The organism is Hyunsoonleella ulvae (assembly GCF_016827605.1).
GTDB classification, from domain to species: domain Bacteria; phylum Bacteroidota; class Bacteroidia; order Flavobacteriales; family Flavobacteriaceae; genus Jejuia; species Jejuia ulvae.
The window spans coordinates 993,550-1,014,868 of record NZ_JAEPJQ010000001.1; the positions used below are offsets into that span (position 1 = coordinate 993,550).

Below are 21,319 nucleotides of genomic sequence, written 5' to 3' on the forward strand. Positions count from 1 at the left end.
AAACCAAATCAGAATATGCTCAAGCAACATTTACAATTTAAATTATCTCAAAAACTATCGCCGCAGCAAATTCAATTAATGAAATTGATACAGTTGCCTACACAGGCTTTTGAGCAGCGCATAAAACAGGAACTAGAAGAAAATCCTGCACTTGAGGGTGGAAAAGAGGAGAAGGATACTGATTTTGATGCTGAATTTGAAAATAGTAATGATGATTTTAATGATAATGAAAGCATTAACGCAGAAGATATTAATGTTGATGAATATTTAAGTGACGATGAGATTCCTGATTATCGTACCCAAGCCAACAACTACAGTAGTGATGATGACGAGAAATCTATACCTTACGCTGCTGGCACATCATTCACGCAACATTTAATAAACCAGTTAAACACATACAGATTAACTGAGGAAGAGCGAGATATCGCTGAGTTTTTGGTAGGTAGCGTTGATGAAAGCGGATATATACGCCGTTCGCTTTCTGATATTATGGATGATTTGGCATTTACCCAAAATGTATACACTACAGAAGACAATATCGAAAGCGTTTTAAAAATAGTACATCAATTAGATCCTGCAGGGGTTGGTGCTAGAAATTTACAGGAATGCTTAAGTATTCAACTACACAGAAAAGAGAAAACTGCAGATACTGATTTAGCCATAGCTATTATTGATAATGCTTTTGATGCTTTTACCAAAAAACACTACAAAAAACTACTTCAAAAATTTGATATTTCAGAGCTTCAACTTAAAGATGCCATAAGTGAAATTGAACATCTTAACCCGAAACCCGGAGGTTCTTATGCTGGTAATAACCGTATTGTAGAACATGTTGTACCCGATTTCGCCATTAAAATTGTTGATGGGGAACTAGAGCTCACTCTTAACGGTAGAAATGCACCAGAATTGCATGTCTCTAGAGAGTACAATAATATGCTAAAAGGCTATAAAGACTCTAAGGACAAAAGTAAATCCCAAAAAGATGCGGTACTTTTTATCAAACAAAAACTAGATGCGGCAAAATGGTTTATCGAGGCTATAAAACAACGCCAGCAAACTTTGTTTGTAACCATGAGTGCCATAATGCATTACCAAAAAGATTATTTTTTAACTGGTGATGAGCGGCAATTAAAACCTATGATCCTAAAGGATATCGCTGATGAAATAGACATGGATGTTTCCACAGTATCCCGTGTTGCCAACAGTAAATATGTAGATACGCCTTACGGTACTAAACTTATAAAGGAGTTCTTTTCTGAGTCTATGAAAAACGACCAAGGTGAAGATGTTTCTACGCGAGAGATTAAAAAAATATTAGAAACTGTTATTGAAGAAGAAGACAAAAAGAAACCCTTGACAGATGAAGCCTTAGCAAAAATCCTAAAAGAAAAGGGGTACCCTATTGCAAGACGTACAGTGGCAAAATATAGAGAACAGTTAGATATTCCTGTAGCACGTTTAAGAAAGAAAATTTGATGCATCACATTTTAAAAAGTGTTTCGGTTATTTTTCATCCGTTGTTAATGCCAATTGCAGGTGTTCTGTTTTATTTTGCTAAAACTCCTAGGTTTATAGATAGGGAAGTAATTTGGGCAAAACTAGTTTCGCTCTCCATACTTACTATTGTTTTACCCATCCTTTTATATTTTCTTTTAAAAACTTTAGGAAGGGTTAACTCTATCTACCTAAAAAGCACCAAAGAGCGTATTATCCCTCTGGTTTTAAATGCCATTGTAATACTATTGGTAATTCAACGTATACTAAGACCAGACCCTTACATTGAACTTTACTATTTTTTTGTAGGTGTTTTAATTTCTACCCTAGCGTGCTTAATACTAGCAATTTTTAAGTTTAAAGCCAGTATACATATGATTGCTATTTCTGGTGTGTTTATGTTTTTTATTGCGCTAAGTATACATTTTAGCATTAACATTAATGGTACATTAGCCTTAATGAGTATTGTTATTGGGGCCGTAGCCACATCTAGGTTACATTTAAAGGCGCATACTTATCCAGAATTACTCATGGGGATTTTTGTTGGGATATTCCCCCAACTAATTTTAGTGACCAAATGGCTTTAGAGAACATAAAACATCAAGCCTATCTTCATAACGTTTATATCTATATCTCCTCCATTTAGTTGAGCAGTATTAGAGAAAACAGAATTTAATCCGTAATGCACAAAAATATTCCATGTATTGTAGCCTGCACTTAAGGTAAGTCCGTATTGAAATGCATTAAAATCTTTATTGTTATTGTATTTTAATTCCCCTAAACTTCCTTTAAACTTACTTCTATTGGCAAATACATATCCAAACTTTACCCCTGCATAAATACGCCAAAACTTATAAGAGGTTTTAGTAGAAGTGCGCCATCTGTATTCTATAGGCAATTCCAATACATGTTCAGAAAACTTGTTTTTAGTAAAGTTTATTATCTCGGTATCTATAATACTATAGCTAAAGCTTCCAGAATTATCTTGTTGTATCAACATATTTTGAATGTAGGAGTTTGTAGAGTACCCCAACCCAATACCTATGGATTTGTTTCTTCGCTTATTAATAGGCATATCTTTAATAAAGCCTAAGTGAAATCCTAGCGAAAAACTATTTTGCTTTAAGTCATCAGGTCTATTCATCAATAAATTATAGGTGGTCCCAATGTAGAATTGATCTTCTTTGTATAATGAATCCGATACTTTGCTAGTAAACTCTTGGGAAAATATAACAGCTGTAAATAAGATAAAAATTAAGGATAGCGATAGCTGTTTCATGTGTATATGGCTTAGTAGCAAATATAGTAGAATTGGTATACTATTTTACCACAATAATTTCATTTATATTGGTTGTATATCTTGGCGATAATCGTTCTTGGCGCATTTTCCAGGTACGCTCTAAATCTTGATTGCCCAACTTTACTTTATAATCTGCATACTTTTCATTTAATACATCAATAGTATGCATTAAAGGTTTATGTTTTGGGTTTTCAGTATCAAACATCTGTAACTGATGGTTATCTGTGGGAACTAGTCCCATTACTATAACGCCAGCACGCTTGTATTTAATACCTTTCTTAAAAATTTGTGTAGCAATACGAACCGCTTCTCTACTAATAACTAAACTAGAATCCGTTGGATATGGTAAACTTATTACCCTACTTTCCCTATGCTGCTTTGCGTTTCTTTTATGCCTATCACTTTGTAATGATACATATACCAAATGGCAGCTAGAACCTTGTTTACGCAATTTCTCTGCACAACTTGTAGCAAAGGTAGAAACACGCTCTTTTATATAGTTTAAGTCATCATAAGAATAATCAAAACTACGCGTAGTTGCTATAGCTCGTTTAGTAATAGGGGTATCAAGTTCTAATTGAGGGATTCCCTCCAAATCTTTTTTAAGTTTAAATCCTGTAGAACCAAAATTATTACGAACCCACGTATCGGGCAGGTTAACAAAATCAATAGCTTTTTTACAACCTTTTGCTTTTAAACGTTTTTGTAAGCCCCTGCCTATGCCCCAAACAGACTCAATTGTAATCCATTTTAAAGCTTTAATTCGTTTTTCCTCAGAATCTATAACATATACTCCTTTTGTGGTTTCAGGAAATTTCCGGGCTATTTTATTAGCAACCTTACTCAATGCCTTTGTTGGGGCAATACCTATGGAGGTTGGGATACCTGTCCATTTTAAAATACGCTGACAAATTTGATTCCCATAATCAGTAAAATCATGATCCCCAAAACCTTTAAATTCTAAAAAAGCTTCATCAATACTATACACCTCAACATCTGGCGTAAACTGCTCTAAAATAGTCATTACCCTATGGCTCATATCTCCATATAACGGATAGTTAGAAGACAATACCTCTATATCATTAGCCTTACAAAAACTTTCCCATTTAAAAATAGGGGCACCCATAGGCAATTTTAATACTTTGGCTTCATCGCTACGGGAAATAACACAGCCATCATTATTGCTTAAAATGGCAATGGGTTTGTGTTGCAAATTAGGGTTAAAAACCCGCTCGCAAGAGGCATAAAAATTATTGCAATCTACTAGGGCATACATTTTGGAAACCTGTTATTTATAGTATTGCTTCTGATGAAGAATTTTTAATATTCTTATTATGGTGCCTTCGATTAAAAAATGAATACTAAAAGGAAATGTTTTAGTGTAAGCTATTCTAATATTTCTATATCTAGCCTGATAATGTAAGGGCGTTTCTTTTACAGTATCAATTTTAGCCCAAAATTCGTCATGAAATCTATCCGCAAGGTTGTCAGATATTTTTTCGTAATACGATATGGCATCATGAAAATTATCCAAAGTACCTTCTTCAAATTTTACTGTATATTTCATTTACGAGCAGTAAGTTTGCGAAACTCACTTTCACTAATGTAGTTTAACTCGTTTTTTTCATGTCTACCTAGCATATCATCCATCATCGCTTTGTATTCTTCAGTTAACTCAAAACTATTAGCCTTTTCTTTTAAAACATGCTCCATATAATTTTTGAGTTTTCTCCCCTCTTTATCCGCTTGAATCTGTAACAAAGCTAAAGTATCATTATCTAATGAAATTTCTTTTCTTTTTTTATCACGTATCATAATCGTTTAATTTACGTGTAATATACGTATAATCTACGAAATTGTATTGTCTTAACACATAATACTCTAAAATAACTTCCCCTTCTCTACAACTTTATGTCCATTGCGCTTGTAGAATACCTTTTTACCATTAGCACAAAACGTATAGTTTCCTGATGCTTTCTTTTCAGAAACTGATAATAATACTACCTCTTCAACAGTGCAATTATAATCTTTAGCAACTTTCTTTTTAACATGACCTATAGTTGCTCTACCTTTCTTGAGTTGTGCTTGTATTTTTTTATCCAATTTAGGTTCCTCAAAACCTTCTGGCATACCACAAGAATTTGAAACTATAGGTTTAAGTTGTTTTATTTTTGCACTATCTACAAGGGTCAAAGGTTGTATGTCTATATACTCCCAAGTAAAATCGGCTTTTAACAATACACGCCGTCCATCATCAGTTTTTACAATATGGTTGTCTTGAGAAAAGCTTAAAAACGACATTAAAAACAAGAGACTAGAAAAAATATATTTCATAATTAAAAAGTATACAAATTGGTATACCTCAAAAATACAATTTAATCTTCAACATACTCTAAAATATCAGCAGGTTGACAATCCAACGCTTTACAAATAGCTTCTAGAGTTGAAAACCGAACCGCTTTAGCTTTACCTGATTTTAAGATAGACATATTAGCGGTGGTAATACCAATAATTTCAGCCAATTCTTTGCTCTTCATTTTCCGTTTGGCAAGCATTACATCTAAGTTTACAATTATTGGCATAATTAAATGGTTAGGTCGTTTTCTTCTTTAAGGATTCCCCCACTTTTAATAAAATCGGCAAGTATATACAACCCGAGACCAATAAGCATAATAAAAAACGAGTGTACGATATTTGTGATGAATATATTTAATTCAGTTTCACTTTTCAAAATGATATTAAGAACAATAGCTATAATTCCAACAACACATAAAAAGAAGCCTCCACTTTTGAATTTAGTTTCGCTAATAGCGTTATAAAATCCGTGTTTAATGATAGCGCGCAAACCCTGCTGTATTTTGAATAATGCTATTAGTAGCAATAAACCACGTACAAAAACAAAAAAATGGTGAAACATGCCTAGCACTTTGTCGGTATATACTTTCTGATAAATAAAATCTGGAATAACTAAAATGAATAAGATAACGATCAACAATACAAGAAGCGCGCTATTTATTAAAATTAGAAATTGATATAAAAGTTTTATTCTTTTCATGATTAAGTTTGGTTAAAAAACATCAACGGGATATCTAGCTATATCTACTTTGGCCTTTTTACGAATTAAAATGGTTATGGCATAAATTAAAGCAATGAAGAAGAGCCCATTAAAAATCATGGGAGGCGTCTCAGGAAACCCCCAAAGTTGCTTTCCTATTAGATAAGAACCTGACCAACCATTAATTGCAATATGACATACTATCGTAGGCCAAATTGAATTCATTTTATACGCAATAATACCTAACCACAATCCCATAAAAGTTGTAAAAATTATTTCTTGAGGTTCTATATGTGCCAAACCAAAAATAATAGACGATATCGCTATGGCCACAATGGGTTTATACCTTTTTAGTAATCCCCTTTGCAAAAATCCTCTATAAGCTATTTCCTCAATGAAACCCGGAGCCAGCGCTATTAACAAAACAATCAAGATACCCCATACAGTTGTAAGATCTTCAAAAGCAGATATTGGACTTGGCCCCTCAGAAGGCATCTGAGAAGAGAATAGTTCTACCAATACACCCGTTAGCTGTCTTGCCAACCAACCAAAAGCTAGGGAACCCAAAGCTAATGCCAAAATATCTAACCATGATATTTTAGGTTTTATCAAACCGAGCCTACTTAAAATTGACTGTTTCAGCTTTTTACATTCTCTCCATGCAAAAAATAAAATAACCAATCCTGCAGTTAAATGCCCTGTTACTTTCATTGAAACAATTTTAAAAGGCAAGAATGTATAATTAGCCGTTTCAAATAGATGATGAAGCCCTATTTGTGAAAGTGTCATCAAAACAAACATAGTCACAATACCAACTATCAAAAACCAAGGTGCAATACTTTTCATTTGTATCGTTTTCAAAACTTAATTATATGGTTAAATCGTTTTCTTCCTGTATATGACTTCCTTTTTTCAAAGCGTCTAAATATAGATACATCAAAAATGCAATAACTAAATGTGCAAATACAATAAAATAATCGTCTTCAAAACGGATAGGTGTTCCTTTTATTAAAAAGGAAGCTGTAAATAGCACAATATATACTATTGGAAGTATATTCAATTTTAAGAAAAAGCGCAGTCGCTTTAATGACTTAGTTTCAAACATTCTTTTTTCAACAAAAACCTTTAAAAATTCCTTAAATGCATAAAAATAAATGGTGTAATACCCCATGGCTACCCACATGATAATAATAGCGTAGTTAAAAGGCACATTGATGTTTAGCCCTATTAGAGGCACATGCACTTTTCCTCTACCATCAATAATATCCACAAATGGAATATCTATTTCAAACTTATATTTTAAAAATGCGAGAGCAGAAAATATGAATATAAAAAGTAGTACAGTTGCAATGAAATAGAATACTATTGTTGCTGAAATATAGGCGAGTTTTTTCATGTTATCTAAATTGTTAAATTATTTTCCTGTTCGGTTAATCTTGCCTTCGTAAAAACTTCACTCAAAAACATAAAAAACAAGCCAATAATAATGGGAGTAATCAAAGAAAAATCTATTCCAAGTCTAATATCTTTCAACAGTAACAATCGCATAACGAATTTAAAAACTGCATAAGAAATCCCGCAAATTAATATAAGCTTACCAATCATTTTAAAATTATTGGTAATCAGTTCAGAAAAATAGTTGCCTTCAGATAAATCCTTTAGCGTGTCTTTTAGTAAATAAACCGCTCTAACAAATAGTATGTAGATAACGGTTAGCACTACCACTATAGCAATCAAGCTGGGAATACTTAAGCTTGAAGTATCATAGTCTTCAATCATTTTTAAATCCATGGCCTTACCCTGCTGAATCTTAATTGGAATGAAAATAACTATTCCAACAAGTACTAATAGCAATAAATAATAATACATGTTTATTAGTTTCCGCAAAACTTCAATAGTCTTCATTTTATATAAATTATTGTTTTACGATAACAAAATTAAATAAAATTATTGAAAAACAATAATTTTTAATTAAAAAACTTAAAAGCGATAAATGATTAAAGCATTATTTATATTTGTTTTTAGATGAAAGGCTTACCAAAAAAACTAAATCAAAAACTAGAAGTACGCAAGGCGAATAATGCCTTACGCAAACTAGGTGCACAAGATGATTTAGTAGATTTTTCATCAAACGATTATTTAGGATTTTCAAAAAGCACAACTATTTTTGATACTACCCATAATTTTTTGATTGAAAATAATATTAAATACAATGGCTCTACAGGTTCTCGCTTACTTTCTGGAAACCATAAGTTATATGACATAGTAGAACAACAAATTTGCGAGTTTCATAATAGTTCATCTGCTTTAATCTTTAATTCGGGATACGATGCAAATATTGGTTTCTTCTCAAGTGTGCCACAGCGGGGAGATATTATTTTTTATGATGAATATATTCATGCCTCAATTCGTGACGGCATTAGTATGAGTTACGCTAAAGGCTATAAGTTTAGACATAATGATTTAGACGATTTAGAAAAAAGATGTCAGACTGAGCGAAGTAGAAGCCCAAAAGAAGCTAATATCTACATTGTTACAGAATCTGTCTTCTCTATGGATGGCGATACACCAGAATTAGTTGCTTTGACACAAATAAGCAAAACATATCAAGCTTATTTAATTGTTGATGAAGCACACGCAGTTGGCGTATTAGGGAAACAAGGGGAAGGTCTCGTTCAAAATTTAAATATTGAAGATGTTATTTTCGCACGAATTGTAACCTTTGGAAAAGCAATGGGATGCCACGGTGCTGCTATTTTAGGGAGTAATACTTTAAAAGAGTATCTTGTTAATTTTTCACGATCTTTTATTTACACCACTGGTTTACCTCCGCATAGCTTAGCAACTATATATACAGCTTACAATGCATTGCAGGATACTAATAATATTACTAAACTGCACAAAAATATTAACCACTTTAAAGCTGAAATAAAAAGAAGTAAACTTGAGGATATTTTTATTGAATCACATTCAGCTATCCATTGTTGTGTCGTTTCAGGTAATACTAACGTAAAATCTATTGCAGAACAGTTTCAAAACAATGGTTTTGATGTTAAACCCATTCTATCTCCAACAGTTCCAGAAGGTAAAGAACGTTTACGATTTTGTTTACACAGCTATAATTCCCAAGAAGATGTATCAAAAGTTTTGCAATTGTTAGCTACTTTTATAAACGTATGAGTAACACATTTAAAACCATTGCCAGGTTTCAGTATTCTACAGAAGCACAAATTATAAAAGGTCGCTTAGAAGCTGAGGGTATTCAAGTATTTCTATCGGATAACATTACCATAGATACAGACCCGCTGGTAAGTAATGCTATTGGAGGTGTAAAACTAAAAGTACTTTCAACCGATGCTTTAAAAGCACAACATATTCTAAAAACCATAAATAAATATTCTATTGATGATGAGGGCAACACAATAAGCTGTCCAAATTGTAAAAGCCATCGTATTGATTTATTTTCAACAATAAAGGATGTTAAATCATTTTTTGCCTTTATTTTTGGGGTGCTATTTTCTGCACTTCCATTTTATACAAGACACAAGTATAGATGTGAAGATTGTAAAACCGAATTTGATTTAAAATGACAATATATTTCATCACAGGAATCTCAACCGATGTGGGTAAAACTGTAGCTTCAGCAATCATTACTGAAGCTTTAGAAGCAGACTATTGGAAGCCTGTACAAGCTGGAGATCTAGATAATTGCGATACCAAAAAAGTAGAGCGCTTAGTATCTAATTCCAAATCTAAATTTCATCCTAATGCTTATGCTTTAAACACACCTATGAGTCCGCATGGTGCTGCAGATATAGACGGTGTTACGATTGATGTAAAAACCATTAAGGCACCAAAAACTAAAAACCATTTGGTTATTGAAGGCGCAGGAGGCCTACTAGTCCCTTTAAATAATAAAGACACCATTCTAGATTTAATTCTCCCAGATTATAAAGTAATTGTGGTATCCCGTCATTATTTAGGCAGTATCAACCACACGCTTCTAACGGTAAATACGCTAAAAGAAAAAGGTTTTGATGTGTCTATTCTTTTTAGCGGAGATGAACATAAATCTACTGAAGACATTATAACAAAAATGACTAATGTTCCTGTAATTGGAAGAATAAATGAAGAGCCTTATTTTGATAAAAATGTGGTTAAAGAGTATGCCAATAAACTCTGTGATAAGCTTTAATAAGGCTTATCATTCCTGCGAAGGCAGGAATGCATAAAATAACCAAAAAATAGATTCCTGTCTTCGCAGGAATGACAAAAATATATGAGTCTACAAGAAAGAGATAAAAAACACCTGTGGCACCCATTAAAGCAGCATCAGCTAAACCCTGAAAGTTTGGCTATAGTAAAAGCTAAAGGTTGTATTTTAACAGATGAAGATGGAAACGAGTACATAGATGCGATTTCATCTTGGTATACCTGTATGTATGGACATTGTAATGATTATATTATTGAGGCAACACACCAACAAATGCTGCGGTTAGACCATGTAATGTTTAGTGATTTTACACATGAACCTGCCGTAAAACTATCAGAAGAATTAATCAAAATTCTACCCAATAATCTAAACAAGATATATTTTAATGATAATGGGTCTACAGCTGTAGAATCTGCCATAAAAATGGCATTACAATATTATTTTAACAGAGGCGAAAAACGATCCCTATTTATTGCTTTAGAAAACGGTTTTCATGGCGATACCTTTGGGGCTATGAGTGTTTCAGGACTCTCGGTTTATAATGGTCCTTTTGAAGATTTTTTAATTGAAGTAAAACGTATCCCCACACCAAATGGCTTTAATCATCAAGCCATTTTAAATCAACTAAAAGCATACGTTTCAGATTTTGATATTGCTGGTTTTATTTACGAACCACTTATACAAGGTGCGGCTGGTATGAAAATTCATGACGCAGAAGGATTAAATGACATATTAACATTCTGTAAGTCTCAAAACATTCTAACAATTGCCGACGAGGTAATGACAGGCTTTGGGAAAACTGGGAGGTATTTTGCTTCAGATTACATAACAACCAAACCAGATATTATATGTTTAAGTAAAGCGCTAACTGCTGGTTTGCTACCCATGGCCATAACCTCTTGTACACAAGATATTTATAATGGTTTTTTAAGTAACGATATAGGTAAAGGTTTTTTTCATTGTCACACCTATTCGGCAAACCCAGTAGCCTGTGCTGCGGCTATTGCAGGTATTGAATTATTAACTTCAAATGATATTCAAGACAGTATAAAACGAATTACAGAAGCACATCAAAAATTTGAAGAAAAAATTAAAACACACCCAAAAGTAAAAACAGCAAGGCATTTAGGGGTTATTTTCGCATTAGATTTAGATACAAATATGGAACGTTATGGGGATTTACGCAATAAGCTCCTCAAATTTTTTATGAATAGAGGCGTGTTTTTAAGACCTCTAGGAAATACCATTTACATACAGGTGCCTTATGTGATTTCTCAAGAAGAATTACAGAAAGTTTATGATACTATCGAAGCGTCGTTAGATATGGTTCAATAACCTTATACCTACTATCCACTGCGTATATTTCAATGTATAAAATATATGATTTAACTACATTAAAACTTACATTTGCCCAAAATATACCCAATTGCAAAAACCAATTTCCATAACAGCTATAACATCCATTTCTCCTCTTGGAGTATCTGAAAAAGAAGTATGGAAAAGCTATCTTAAGCCTCATCATTATTTAAATCCTAAAAAATTTTTTGATAAAAGTGTTTGGGTGGCTAACCTTTCAGATGAAGCAAAAAAAGAAATTGTATTGCTAAGAAACTCAGACAGTAAGTATAAAACATTAGACGACACCGTGCTTTATGCCATTTATGCTTCAAGACAAGCCATTGCTTCTGCTGGTTGGAAAGCACAAGATAACTTTGGAATAAACATAGGCTCTTCTCGTGGTGCAACAACCCTATTTGAAAACTATCATAAGTCATTTTTAAAAACCAACACATCCGATACTTTAAGCTCTCCCACAACTACGCTGGGAAACATCTCGTCATGGGTGGCTCATGATTTGCAGACCCAAGGTCCAGAAATTAGTCATTCCATAACCTGCTCTACAGCGCTACACAGTGTATTAAATGGCGTGGCCTGGATTAATTCTGGTATGTGCGATAAATTTCTTGTAGGTGGTAGCGAAGCTCCTTTAACACCGTTCACTATTGCCCAAATGCAAGCGCTCAAAATATATTCTAAAGTTGCATATAATTCATCGCAAAACGAAATAGCTTTCCCATGTCGCGCTTTAGATTTAGAAAAAACCAAAAACACTATGGTACTTGGAGAAGGTGCTGCCATGTTATGTTTAGAAGCTGGAAATAAGCAGAATGCCTTAGCAAAAATTATTGGTATAGGCTATGCCACTGAGATTTTAAAGCACAACATATCTATTTCTAGTGATGCCAAGTGTTTTCAAAAATCCATGAAGATGGCTGTGGGTAATTTTAACCCTAAAGATGTCGATATCATTGTAATGCACGCACCTGGTACAATTAAAGGAGATAGTTCAGAATACAAGGCCATTAAAAAAGTATTTACCACTAATACACCTGCTTTAACATCTAATAAATGGAAAATAGGACACACATTTGGTACTTCTGGGGCATTGAGTTTAGAACTTGCCGTTTTGATGTTGCAGAAACAACAGTTTATTGGTATTCCATTTTTAGAAGACGAAAAAACACCTAAAAAAATCAACACAATTATGGTTAATGCAGTAGGTTTTGGTGGAAATGCAGTATCAATATTGTTACGTAAAAACTAATTTAGTTATGAACAAAACAACGCTACAGCATCTTAGAAAAGTTCCCACAATGAAGTTGGTTTTGGGCGTTGTTCTATTTTGCCTAGGTATTTATGGAGCACTAACTAATAATATATTCAACCTTGTTTTATCAGGAATTGGTGCTTTTTTAATGCAACGTGAAGGTTCCCAAATAGATTTGGCATCCAAAAGATATCGAGAAATTCGTTCATTTATGGGTGTTACAATAGGTAAGTGGAAAGATCTACCAAATGTAGAGTATGTTTCTGTTTTTAAAACTAAAGAAAACAAAAGAGTACAAGGAATGGGAGCGTCTTCTAATTTTTCTAATCAAGTATATGAATTAAACCTATTTTACAATAGAAATAGAAAAATAGAGGCATATATTACCGACGATATAAATGATGCTTTTGATAACGCTAAATATCTTGCTCAAGTGCTAAACATAAAGATTTTAGATGCCACTCAAAGAGAATCTAAATGGTTATAACTATTTTTGTAAAAATTTCATTTTAAATGAGCGCAACAAAACACAACTGGACTAAAGAAGAAATCTTAGATATCTACAACAAACCTTTAATGGAATTGCTTTACGATGCGGCTACAATTCATCGTGAATACCATGACCCTAATACGGTTCAAGTATCTACCTTACTTTCTATAAAAACAGGTGGTTGTCCAGAAGATTGTGGCTATTGCCCACAAGCAGCACGTTACCATACCGACATTGAAGGTAATGATTTAATGAGTGTACAGCAAGTTAAAGCACAAGCCTTAAGAGCTAAAGCTAGTGGTAGTTCTCGTGTGTGTATGGGTGCTGCATGGAGAAATGTAAAAGATGGCGAAGAGTTTGATAATGTTTTGGAAATGGTACGTACCATTAATAAATTGGATATGGAGGTGTGCTGTACTTTAGGCATGCTTACCGAAAATCAAGCAAAACGTTTAGCCGAAGCTGGTTTGTATGCATATAACCATAATTTAGATTCCTCCGAAGACTATTATAAAGAAGTGATTTCTACTCGTGGTTTTGAAGATCGCCTAGAAACTATCGATAATGTTAGAAAAACCAATGTTACAGTTTGCTCTGGCGGTATCATTGGCATGGGCGAAAAAACTGAAGACAGAGCAGGGATGTTGGTGGCACTATCTACACTTAATCCGCAACCGGAATCAGTACCAATCAATGCTTTAGTAGCTGTTGAAGGTACGCCACTTGAAGACCAAGAACCTGTTTCTATTTGGGATATGGTACGTATGGTGGCAACAACCAGAATTGTAATGCCAGAAACTCAAGTGCGCTTAAGTGCTGGTAGAACCCAAATGACCAGAGAAGGACAAGCCATGTGTTTCTTTGCTGGTGCAAATTCCATTTTTGCAGGAGATAAACTGTTAACTACGCCCAATCCTGATGTTAACGAAGACATGGAAATGTTTAAACTGTTAGGATTAAATCCACAAAAACCATTCATTAAAAAAATGCAGCCTAAAACTGTGGAAGCTGAAGATTCTGAATACCAATCTCTCGGAGAAAAGCCCAAATGGACAAGACCAGAGCATACTATTGAGCGTAATGAAGCTGCAAAGGAAAAGGCTAAAGCTGTAAAGTAAATACACTTTATTTTGTTTGTCTAGATGTTACTCTGTGCTAAGGATTGAGGTTCTGCATGTGTGGGATTGAGGTGCTTTTTACATTAGTACGCCCTAAATACTATTTTACATTTCATAACGTTTTCTTAACTTTGAATAACTAAACAAAACTTTCTTTGACGTTAAACCTACAGGATATTCCGCGTGTAAAAACGATTACCAAATCGGATTTTTTAGAACACTACTTTAAGCCACAAAAACCTGTGGTTATTGAGCGGTTTATAGAAGATTGGCCTGCTTACAAAACTTGGAACCTAGATTATTTTAAGGCTATTGGCGGGGACTTAACAGTTCCTTTATACGATGACAGACCAGTAGATTATAAGGATGGCTTTAATGAGCCACACGCTAAGATGAAATTAAGCGATTATGTTGATTTGTTGAAACGTGAACCTACAAAATATCGAATTTTTTTATGGAATGCCCTTAAGGAAATTCCACAATTACAAAAAGATTTTACATTCCCAGATTTTGGATTGCGTTTAATGAAAGGCATACCCATGTTGTTTTTTGGCGGTAGAGATTCCCATACCTTTATGCATTTTGATATTGATCTGGCCAACATCTTTCATTTTCATTTTGAAGGAAAAAAGGAATGTATCTTGTTTGACCAAAAACAAAGTGATTATCTCTATAAAATCCCCCACTCCTTGATTACAAGGGAAGATATAGATTTTAAAAATCCAGATTTTAAAAAGTGGCCTATGTTAAAAAAAGCTAGAGGTTACAAAACAGAATTAAATCACGGTGAGGTATTGTATATGCCAGAAGGCTATTGGCATTATATGCGATATGTTACCCCAGGATTTTCCATGAGTTTGAGAGCCATAGCCAGAAATCCTAAAAACTTTGGAAAGGCCGTCTACAATGTTTTTGTAATGCGCAGTTTCGACAATATTATGAGGCGTTTAAAAGGACAAAAATGGATAGATTGGAAAAATGAACAAGCCATAATTAGAACGCACAAACATCTGTAAAAAATCTTTACAGTTTTAAAACTTGTGATATCTTTGCGCACTAAAAAACTCAAATCATTGTAAACAACTTTAAAAATGAAAAAACTAATTTTAATAGTAGCAATTTTAAGCGTATCACTTATTAATGCACAAGCATACACTGGTAAAAACGATAACAAGTTTCAAGTTGGTTTAAATGCCCAAGACAATGGTACAGGTATCAACATTAGTTACGATTATGGCTTTGGCGAGAACATTTCTTTTGGTTTTACTTCAACTTACCTTCTAGGAGTTGAAGATATGATAAATGCTGATTTTGCAGACCGTTTTGATGTAAGAGCACGATTTAATGCTAACCTAGGAAACGTTATTAATGCAGGTAATAATTTTGATGTATATCCTGGCTTAAGTTTAGGATTAAAGAATTTTGGAGGGCATATTGGTGCGCGTTATTTCTTTACAGACGGTTTTGGAATTTATACAGAATTAAATACGCCTTTAGCAAAATATAATTCAGGTACTTTAACACCAGCTGAAATGTTACACAACCAATTTACGGTTAATTTTGGTGCAAGTTTTAATTTGTAAATAAAAACCAACAATATCTTAAAAACTGCGGATGAGGTTGCACTTTATCCGCTTTTTTATGGATTTACCCGAAAAGCTCCCTAGCCTTTTCATACACTAAGTGCGTTTCCCAGCCTCTATAGAGCAGATAATCGATTAATTTTCGCTTTTTTTTGTTTTTATCTCCCACAGACAGCGAACGGGCTTTTTTTTCGGCTAAATCATTGAAAACCTCGATGTATTCCGATGCTTCTATTTCAGCAAGTGCTTGATTTATATTAACTTTGCCTATGTCTTTTTGCTTTAATTCATAAGTTAATCGACGTCGGCCCCAAGCCTTTATTTTAAACTTACCACTTACAAATGTTTTGGCAAAACGTTCTTCATTAAGAAAGTTATGTTCCAAAAGATGAACTATGATCACATCGATAGCCTCGGGTATCATGTGCATGGATTTTAGTTTTTGCCGTACTTCTTTATGACAGCGTTCTTGGTACACACAGTAGCGCTCTAGTTTTCGAGTAGCCTCTTGTACCGTATATGTTTTTTTTGTGTTCATAATATAGAACTCAAAAATAATAATTGAAAAATGATTAAAATTAATAGATCCAAATCTAGTTTTAAAAACTTAACATTATGAAAAAAATTATTTTAATACTTACGCTGATTTTGGTAGCAAATCTAAGTTATGGACAAATCGTAGCTTGGAGTATGGTACCACCAGCACAACCAACAAATACGGCTGGGAATGAAGTTACTTTAGATGCTACTACTTTAGACCTCAACCTGAACATGTCAACATTGAGAAGAGGATCTGGAATTAACCCTTCTAGTTTAGCGAGGTCTTTTTCTTCGTCTTCGTATACTGCAGGAGGTACTATTACTGATGCTATAACTAATAATGAATACATAGAGTTTGATATTTCTGCAGCACCCACATATCAAGTATCACTCAGCACATTGGACGTAAACTTTAGAAGATCTAATCAAGGTCCAACTACTTTTTTATGGACTTATAGTACAGATGGTAGTAGTTTTACAAATTTAGGTTCGCAAATTACTTATACTGTTAATGGAGGAGGTGGTACAGCTCAAACCCAAATTGATTTGTCATCAGTTACAGATATTCAGAATGTTCCATCAGGTACAACAATAACGTTTCGCCTCTATGCATGGGGTGCAGTTTCAGGATCAGGAACTTTTGCTATTGGCAGACTAGATGGAAACGAGTTAAGTATAGGTGGTAGTGTTACACTAAATCCATGTTCAGGTTCAACTGTAACATGGACTTCTGGAGGTTGGGTTCCTGCAAGTGGTCCAACTATTAATACTCCTGTAGTTATTGCGGATAATTATGATACTAATACCAATGGTAGCTTTAACGCCTGTACTTTAACAGTAAATGCTGGCGTAAATTTAAATGTTGCTAATAGTAGATTTATTGTAGTTGAAAACGATGTTACCATAAATGGGGAATTATTTGTACAGTCTCAAGGGAATTTTGTACAAAATAATGATACAGCAACTTTTACTGATAATTCTACTAATGGTGTACGTGTTGTTAAAGGCAAAACTTTTCCAAGAAAATTTTCTTACACCTATTGGAGCTCTCCAATTGTAGATGAGACGATAGAACAAGTATTCAGTACTGTTCAGGGAGATAGACGTTTTTCGTTTAATGCAGCCAATTTTGTAGACGTGCAGCAAGAAGTTGGAAATACAGGAGTTTTTAATCCTGGATCTGACGATATAGATGATAACGGTGACGACTGGCAAATAGCCAGCGGCACCATGCAACCAGGGGTTGGTTATGCTGCAATTGCTAGTCAATTTGGACCTGTGTTTCCTCGTACTGAAAGTTTTACTTTTATAGGAGAGTTTAACAATGGTACCATTCAAGTACCTCTTATTAATAATAGTGGCGGCGCTTACAATGACTGGAACTTTATAGGAAACCCATATCCTGGTGCTATTGATGCTGATCAGTTTCTATCAGTAAACAGTGCTCTAGTAGGAGCATTATATTTTTGGGATCAAGCAACACCTGAAAGCGATACTTCTGGTGGTAGCCAAGGGCAAAATTTTTCAGTAGACGATTATGCTACATATAATGGAACAATGGGTATTGGAGCTAGAGCAGGTAGTGGTGCTCAACCTAATGGTTTTGTAGCCTCTTGTCAAGGCTTTTTTGTAGAAGCATTGGCAGCAGGTAATGTTACTTTTAACAACTCTATGCGTGCAGCTTCAAATAATAATAGCCAGTTTTTTAAAAATACTTCATCTAAAGATGATTCCTCTTCTAGCTCTAATAATAAGTTATGGGTAAACCTAACAACAGATAACGGTGTTTTTAGCCAAATAGGCGTTGGATACGTTACTGGGGCCACGGATTTTAGTGATGGTGCTTTTTATGATGCTAAAAGAATCGTTAGTTCTGGAAATGCTGCAATATTGTACTCAATCATAGAAAATGATAATGATAAATATGCCATCCAAGGTAAAGCTACTAGCAGCCTAAACACTGATGAAATTATAAAACTTGGTTTTAATACATCTATTGATATCGCTACTAGCTACACTTTATCCATTGCACGACTTGAAGGCGACTTTTTATCAAACAAAAACATCTATTTAAGAGACCTCTTAACCAATACCGTACACAATTTATCTGATAGTGATTACAGTTTTACCTCTGAGGTTGGGGAGTTTAACGAGCGTTTTGAAATTGCATTTAATGCCTCTTCGCTATCTAACGACACTTTTGGAGTAGACACTAACACTATTAAAATTGTACAGTTAGATAGTAACAATGTAAAGTTCACTACCGAAACTTCTAACTTTACATCCATAACCATACATGATCTTTTTGGGAGAACATTATATAAGTTGGATGCTAACAGTAATGATGAAACTTATAACTTAAGTGTTTTAAAGAGCTCTGTATATATTGCAACTATAGAACTTGCAAATGGCACAGCCTTAAGTAAGAAATTCATAAAAAAGTAACGCTGTTTTCTTAACAGTATAACATGCACGTCATCCTAAATTTAGGATGACGTGTTTTTTATAAGCTATATTTTAAGGCTAAAATTAGGTTTCTTCCTGGTGCAGCAATCCCAGATGAATAGGGTCTGTAACGTTGGTCTGTAATGTTTTCTAAAGTAGCAGTTAGCATAGTAGAAGCACTTACCTTATACTGGGTTCTTATATTTAAAGTATGCCAAGATGGTGAGAATGGATTACCATTTTCATCTGAAGCATAAATAAAATCTTTTTCAACTTCTGAAGGCGCCAATTCATTAAAAGAGAGCTCTCCGTTATACATTGCAAAAGCATCTATTGTTAAGCCTTTATGCTTCCATACCAAATGTGTATTCCCAAAATTAGGAGCCACATGTCGTATTGGTACTTCGATATTATCATTCTCCTCAGTACCTCCTATTACACTGTATTGAGACGTTAAATTCAAAGCCTTGCTAAACTGCATTTTTAATCCAACCTCAAAACCATAAATCCAGGCCTTTGACGCATTTTGTATGGCTTGTACGTTACTTAACGCTCCATCATACATTATTTGTGTTTCTCCATTTAAAGTATAGTCCCTACGTACAAGAGCATTATCTAAATACGTATAATAGGTACTTAAGTCTAGTACCAGTTTCTTATTAAAATCCAATTTCAACCCTACTTCCCCGCCATAAGCATATTCTGGTCTTAGCATTTGGTTTGGCACCACAACAGACCCTGGTTCAGAATCAAATACCTTTCCTATGTCATCTATATTAGGTGCTCTAAATGCTGATGCCGCATTAAGTTTCCATTGTATAGTTTCATTTGGAGACCAAGTTAAACCCGTAGTACCTGTTAAAGCTCCCGCTGTATTTTTTGAACTTTGAAATGGTAAATTCAAAAATCTATTATTCTCTGTAAAATCTGCATCTGAGGCTACGTGGTTAAACCGCAATCCTGATTGAAATACAAATTTAGTGCTTGGTTTATATTTTATACTTGTATAAGCTGCAGCTGAAGCCCAAGTGGCATCATTGGGATAGCGAGATACTGTTTCGGAGATATTCCCGTTAGAAATATCCTGGACTACAGCACTAGAAGACACTTTATTAAATACATATTCTATACCATAAAATAGTCGTGTTTTTTCACTTAGTCGTTTTTCAAAATCTAAGTTAAAGGAATAGGCATCAACAGCCTCTTCGCGCTGTCGCCTTTCAACTGCTCCGAAGTCACGATCTATTCTACTTTCCTGAAAATTTTGATAGGCTAGGGTGGCCTTTATTTTGTCGTACAGATTAGAACTACTACTGAGTTTTGTAATATGCAAATTAGACATAAACCATTGTTGTGGTCCATAATGCCATTCTGCTGAACGTAATTCATTACCGCGGTAGCGAATAAGGCGATCATACCTAGGGATATTAGACGATTTTGAATAGTGCAAACCCAAATCGAAACTCAAATTCTTATAAGGTTCGAATCTTACCTTCTGCATCAGATTCAATTGGTTATAACCAGAAAATTTTTGTACTCTAGGGTTTGGGTTTTCAACAACTGCATCATTTCCATTGTTAGAAATAACAAATTCTGGTCTTAAATAATCATCTGGGCCTTTAGAACCCATTTTTAAATCATTAAAATCGGTGTAAGTTACACTAGTTAAAAAACCCCATTTTTTATAACCCATATTAAGATTTAAATGGGATGTTTTCTCATCACTGGCCGTAGCATATCGTATTAGGGTATTTGCTTTAATTAATAGCGAGTCTATATGCGACAATTCAGGGGTTTTTGTATAAAAACTCATAACGCCCCCAATGGCATCACTCCCATAAATAACAGAACCAGAGCCTAAAGTAACCTCTGTATTTTGAATTGAAAGCGGGTCTACAGCAATAACATTATGTATATTGCCTCCTCTAAAAATAGCATTATTCATCCTAACACCATCAACCGTGATAAGCAATCTATTTGTTGAAAAACCCCTAATCATGGGGCTTCCTCCTCCTAATTGACTTTTCTGAACAAAAATAGCACCTGTATTTTGAAGCACATCTGCTGTGGTTTGCGGGTTAGTAAACTCAACTATTTCGGCATTGCTGTTTACAATTTTTTGTGAGATGTCGCGTTTATGCTGCTCAAATTTTGAGGCAGAAACTACAATTTCTTTTAATCCTCTTGTATTGGCATCCAAATACACGGTTTTAGTTTTCAATACTTCAGCCTTTGTTAAGCTTTTGGTAACATGAGATAAATGCTGAAAATAAAGCGTATCTGTTAATGCAAACTTATTTACATTGGCAATACCTTTAGAATCGGTTATAACACTCTTTGTTTTATTTGCATCAAAAATCGCAACTCCAAAAATAGGCTCTTCGGTAATGGTATTTAACACTTTTATGTCCTGTGCATCTATTACTTTAAAAAGTAATAAAAACATTAAAAGCATATAGTTGCGCTTCATTTT

Annotated in this window: 24 protein-coding genes; 12 read left to right on the forward strand and 12 right to left on the reverse strand. The window is 34.1% G+C overall.

From position 1 onward, the window contains the following. Nucleotides 1–15: 15 nt before the first annotated feature. Both rpoN and JS605_RS04475 read left to right on the forward strand, forming a co-directional pair. Complete coding sequence (gene rpoN, locus JS605_RS04470; RefSeq protein ID WP_203256453.1) at nucleotides 16–1,476, forward strand: RNA polymerase factor sigma-54; 1,461 nt, start codon at nucleotides 16–18, stop codon at nucleotides 1,474–1,476. Further along, nucleotides 1,476–2,081 (forward strand): hypothetical protein, encoded by a 606-nt coding sequence (locus tag JS605_RS04475; RefSeq protein WP_203256454.1) that lies wholly within the window; start codon nucleotides 1,476–1,478, stop codon nucleotides 2,079–2,081. Before rpoN ends, JS605_RS04475 begins: the two co-directional genes overlap by 1 nt. On the opposite strand, the gene JS605_RS04480 is transcribed toward JS605_RS04475, so the two are convergent. The 10 genes from JS605_RS04480 to JS605_RS04525 all read right to left on the reverse strand — a co-directional run bounded on the left by JS605_RS04480 (nucleotide 2,078) and on the right by JS605_RS04525 (nucleotide 7,754). Next, on the reverse strand, nucleotides 2,078–2,773 hold the full coding sequence (locus JS605_RS04480; protein WP_203256455.1) for a porin family protein: 696 nt from the start codon (nucleotides 2,771–2,773) through the stop codon (nucleotides 2,078–2,080). The two genes, JS605_RS04475 and JS605_RS04480, sit on opposite strands and share 4 nt — an antisense overlap. Before the next feature lie 40 nt (nucleotides 2,774–2,813). Then, nucleotides 2,814–4,070, reverse strand: coding sequence for a Y-family DNA polymerase (locus tag JS605_RS04485; protein ID WP_203256456.1), 1,257 nt, complete (start codon nucleotides 4,068–4,070; stop codon nucleotides 2,814–2,816). A gap of 12 nt (nucleotides 4,071–4,082) precedes the next feature. After that, the gene (locus JS605_RS04490; RefSeq protein ID WP_203256457.1) at nucleotides 4,083–4,361 is read right to left on the reverse strand and encodes a type II toxin-antitoxin system RelE/ParE family toxin; all 279 of its coding nucleotides are present in this window, start codon (nucleotides 4,359–4,361) and stop codon (nucleotides 4,083–4,085) included. After that, nucleotides 4,358–4,609 carry a hypothetical protein gene (locus JS605_RS04495; RefSeq protein WP_203256458.1) on the reverse strand — a complete coding sequence of 84 codons (252 nt, stop codon included), beginning with the start codon at nucleotides 4,607–4,609 and terminating at the stop codon, nucleotides 4,358–4,360. The genes JS605_RS04490 and JS605_RS04495 overlap by 4 nt, the downstream gene beginning before the upstream one ends. A gap of 66 nt (nucleotides 4,610–4,675) precedes the next feature. Beyond that, nucleotides 4,676–5,128, reverse strand: a complete 453-nt coding sequence (locus JS605_RS04500; RefSeq protein ID WP_203256459.1) for a DUF3157 family protein — start codon at nucleotides 5,126–5,128, stop codon at nucleotides 4,676–4,678. A gap of 41 nt (nucleotides 5,129–5,169) precedes the next feature. Beyond that, nucleotides 5,170–5,376 (reverse strand): helix-turn-helix domain-containing protein, encoded by a 207-nt coding sequence (locus JS605_RS04505; RefSeq protein WP_203256460.1) that lies wholly within the window; start codon nucleotides 5,374–5,376, stop codon nucleotides 5,170–5,172. Nucleotides 5,377–5,378: 2 nt separating this feature from the next. Then, the gene (locus JS605_RS04510) at nucleotides 5,379–5,849 is read right to left on the reverse strand and encodes a hypothetical protein (protein ID WP_203256461.1); all 471 of its coding nucleotides are present in this window, start codon (nucleotides 5,847–5,849) and stop codon (nucleotides 5,379–5,381) included. Nucleotides 5,850–5,861: 12 nt separating this feature from the next. Further along, a complete protein-coding gene (locus tag JS605_RS04515; RefSeq protein ID WP_203256462.1) occupies nucleotides 5,862–6,695 on the reverse strand; it encodes a CPBP family intramembrane glutamic endopeptidase in 834 nt (277 codons plus the stop codon). 22 nt (nucleotides 6,696–6,717) lie between these two features. Then, nucleotides 6,718–7,245 (reverse strand): DUF2975 domain-containing protein, encoded by a 528-nt coding sequence (locus tag JS605_RS04520; RefSeq protein WP_203256463.1) that lies wholly within the window; start codon nucleotides 7,243–7,245, stop codon nucleotides 6,718–6,720. 5 nt (nucleotides 7,246–7,250) lie between these two features. Further along, nucleotides 7,251–7,754 carry a DUF2975 domain-containing protein gene (locus JS605_RS04525; RefSeq protein ID WP_203256464.1) on the reverse strand — a complete coding sequence of 168 codons (504 nt, stop codon included), beginning with the start codon at nucleotides 7,752–7,754 and terminating at the stop codon, nucleotides 7,251–7,253. A gap of 120 nt (nucleotides 7,755–7,874) precedes the next feature. Here JS605_RS04525 and JS605_RS04530 point away from each other — a divergent pair, with 120 nt between their 5' ends. The 9 genes from JS605_RS04530 (at nucleotide 7,875) to JS605_RS04570 (ending at nucleotide 15,861) form a co-directional block, all read left to right on the forward strand. After that, nucleotides 7,875–9,029 carry an aminotransferase class I/II-fold pyridoxal phosphate-dependent enzyme gene (locus JS605_RS04530; RefSeq protein ID WP_203256465.1) on the forward strand — a complete coding sequence of 385 codons (1,155 nt, stop codon included), beginning with the start codon at nucleotides 7,875–7,877 and terminating at the stop codon, nucleotides 9,027–9,029. After that, the gene (locus tag JS605_RS04535; RefSeq protein ID WP_203256466.1) at nucleotides 9,026–9,439 is read left to right on the forward strand and encodes a putative signal transducing protein; all 414 of its coding nucleotides are present in this window, start codon (nucleotides 9,026–9,028) and stop codon (nucleotides 9,437–9,439) included. Before JS605_RS04530 ends, JS605_RS04535 begins: the two co-directional genes overlap by 4 nt. After that, nucleotides 9,436–10,044 carry a dethiobiotin synthase gene (gene bioD / locus JS605_RS04540; protein WP_203256467.1) on the forward strand — a complete coding sequence of 203 codons (609 nt, stop codon included), beginning with the start codon at nucleotides 9,436–9,438 and terminating at the stop codon, nucleotides 10,042–10,044. Before JS605_RS04535 ends, bioD begins: the two co-directional genes overlap by 4 nt. Before the next feature lie 84 nt (nucleotides 10,045–10,128). Continuing rightward, nucleotides 10,129–11,397: an adenosylmethionine--8-amino-7-oxononanoate transaminase gene (gene bioA, locus JS605_RS04545; RefSeq protein WP_203256468.1), complete on the forward strand. Its 1,269-nt coding sequence runs from the start codon at nucleotides 10,129–10,131 to the stop codon at nucleotides 11,395–11,397. 91 nt (nucleotides 11,398–11,488) lie between these two features. Further along, on the forward strand, nucleotides 11,489–12,667 hold the full coding sequence (locus JS605_RS04550) for a beta-ketoacyl synthase N-terminal-like domain-containing protein (RefSeq protein ID WP_203256469.1): 1,179 nt from the start codon (nucleotides 11,489–11,491) through the stop codon (nucleotides 12,665–12,667). A 7-nt stretch (nucleotides 12,668–12,674) separates the two neighbouring features. Next, nucleotides 12,675–13,157 carry a hypothetical protein gene (locus JS605_RS04555; protein WP_203256470.1) on the forward strand — a complete coding sequence of 161 codons (483 nt, stop codon included), beginning with the start codon at nucleotides 12,675–12,677 and terminating at the stop codon, nucleotides 13,155–13,157. A 26-nt stretch (nucleotides 13,158–13,183) separates the two neighbouring features. Next, nucleotides 13,184–14,278: a biotin synthase BioB gene (bioB, locus tag JS605_RS04560; RefSeq protein WP_203256471.1), complete on the forward strand. Its 1,095-nt coding sequence runs from the start codon at nucleotides 13,184–13,186 to the stop codon at nucleotides 14,276–14,278. 155 nt (nucleotides 14,279–14,433) lie between these two features. Continuing rightward, on the forward strand, nucleotides 14,434–15,294 hold the full coding sequence (locus tag JS605_RS04565) for a cupin-like domain-containing protein (protein ID WP_203256472.1): 861 nt from the start codon (nucleotides 14,434–14,436) through the stop codon (nucleotides 15,292–15,294). Between the two features lie 75 nt (nucleotides 15,295–15,369). After that, the gene (locus tag JS605_RS04570) at nucleotides 15,370–15,861 is read left to right on the forward strand and encodes a DUF6646 family protein (RefSeq protein WP_203256473.1); all 492 of its coding nucleotides are present in this window, start codon (nucleotides 15,370–15,372) and stop codon (nucleotides 15,859–15,861) included. 64 nt (nucleotides 15,862–15,925) lie between these two features. Here the strand turns inward: JS605_RS04570 and JS605_RS04575 are convergent, their stop codons facing one another. Further along, nucleotides 15,926–16,399: a regulatory protein RecX gene (locus tag JS605_RS04575; protein ID WP_203256474.1), complete on the reverse strand. Its 474-nt coding sequence runs from the start codon at nucleotides 16,397–16,399 to the stop codon at nucleotides 15,926–15,928. Between the two features lie 77 nt (nucleotides 16,400–16,476). Between JS605_RS04575 and JS605_RS04580 the strand changes: the two genes are divergently transcribed. Further along, nucleotides 16,477–18,846 (forward strand): T9SS type A sorting domain-containing protein, encoded by a 2,370-nt coding sequence (locus JS605_RS04580; RefSeq protein ID WP_203256475.1) that lies wholly within the window; start codon nucleotides 16,477–16,479, stop codon nucleotides 18,844–18,846. Between the two features lie 58 nt (nucleotides 18,847–18,904). Here JS605_RS04580 and JS605_RS04585 read toward each other — a convergent pair whose 3' ends face one another. Then, entirely contained in the window at nucleotides 18,905–21,316 is a 2,412-nt protein-coding gene (locus tag JS605_RS04585; protein WP_203256476.1) for a TonB-dependent receptor, read from the reverse strand. Nucleotides 21,317–21,319 lie beyond the last annotated feature (3 nt).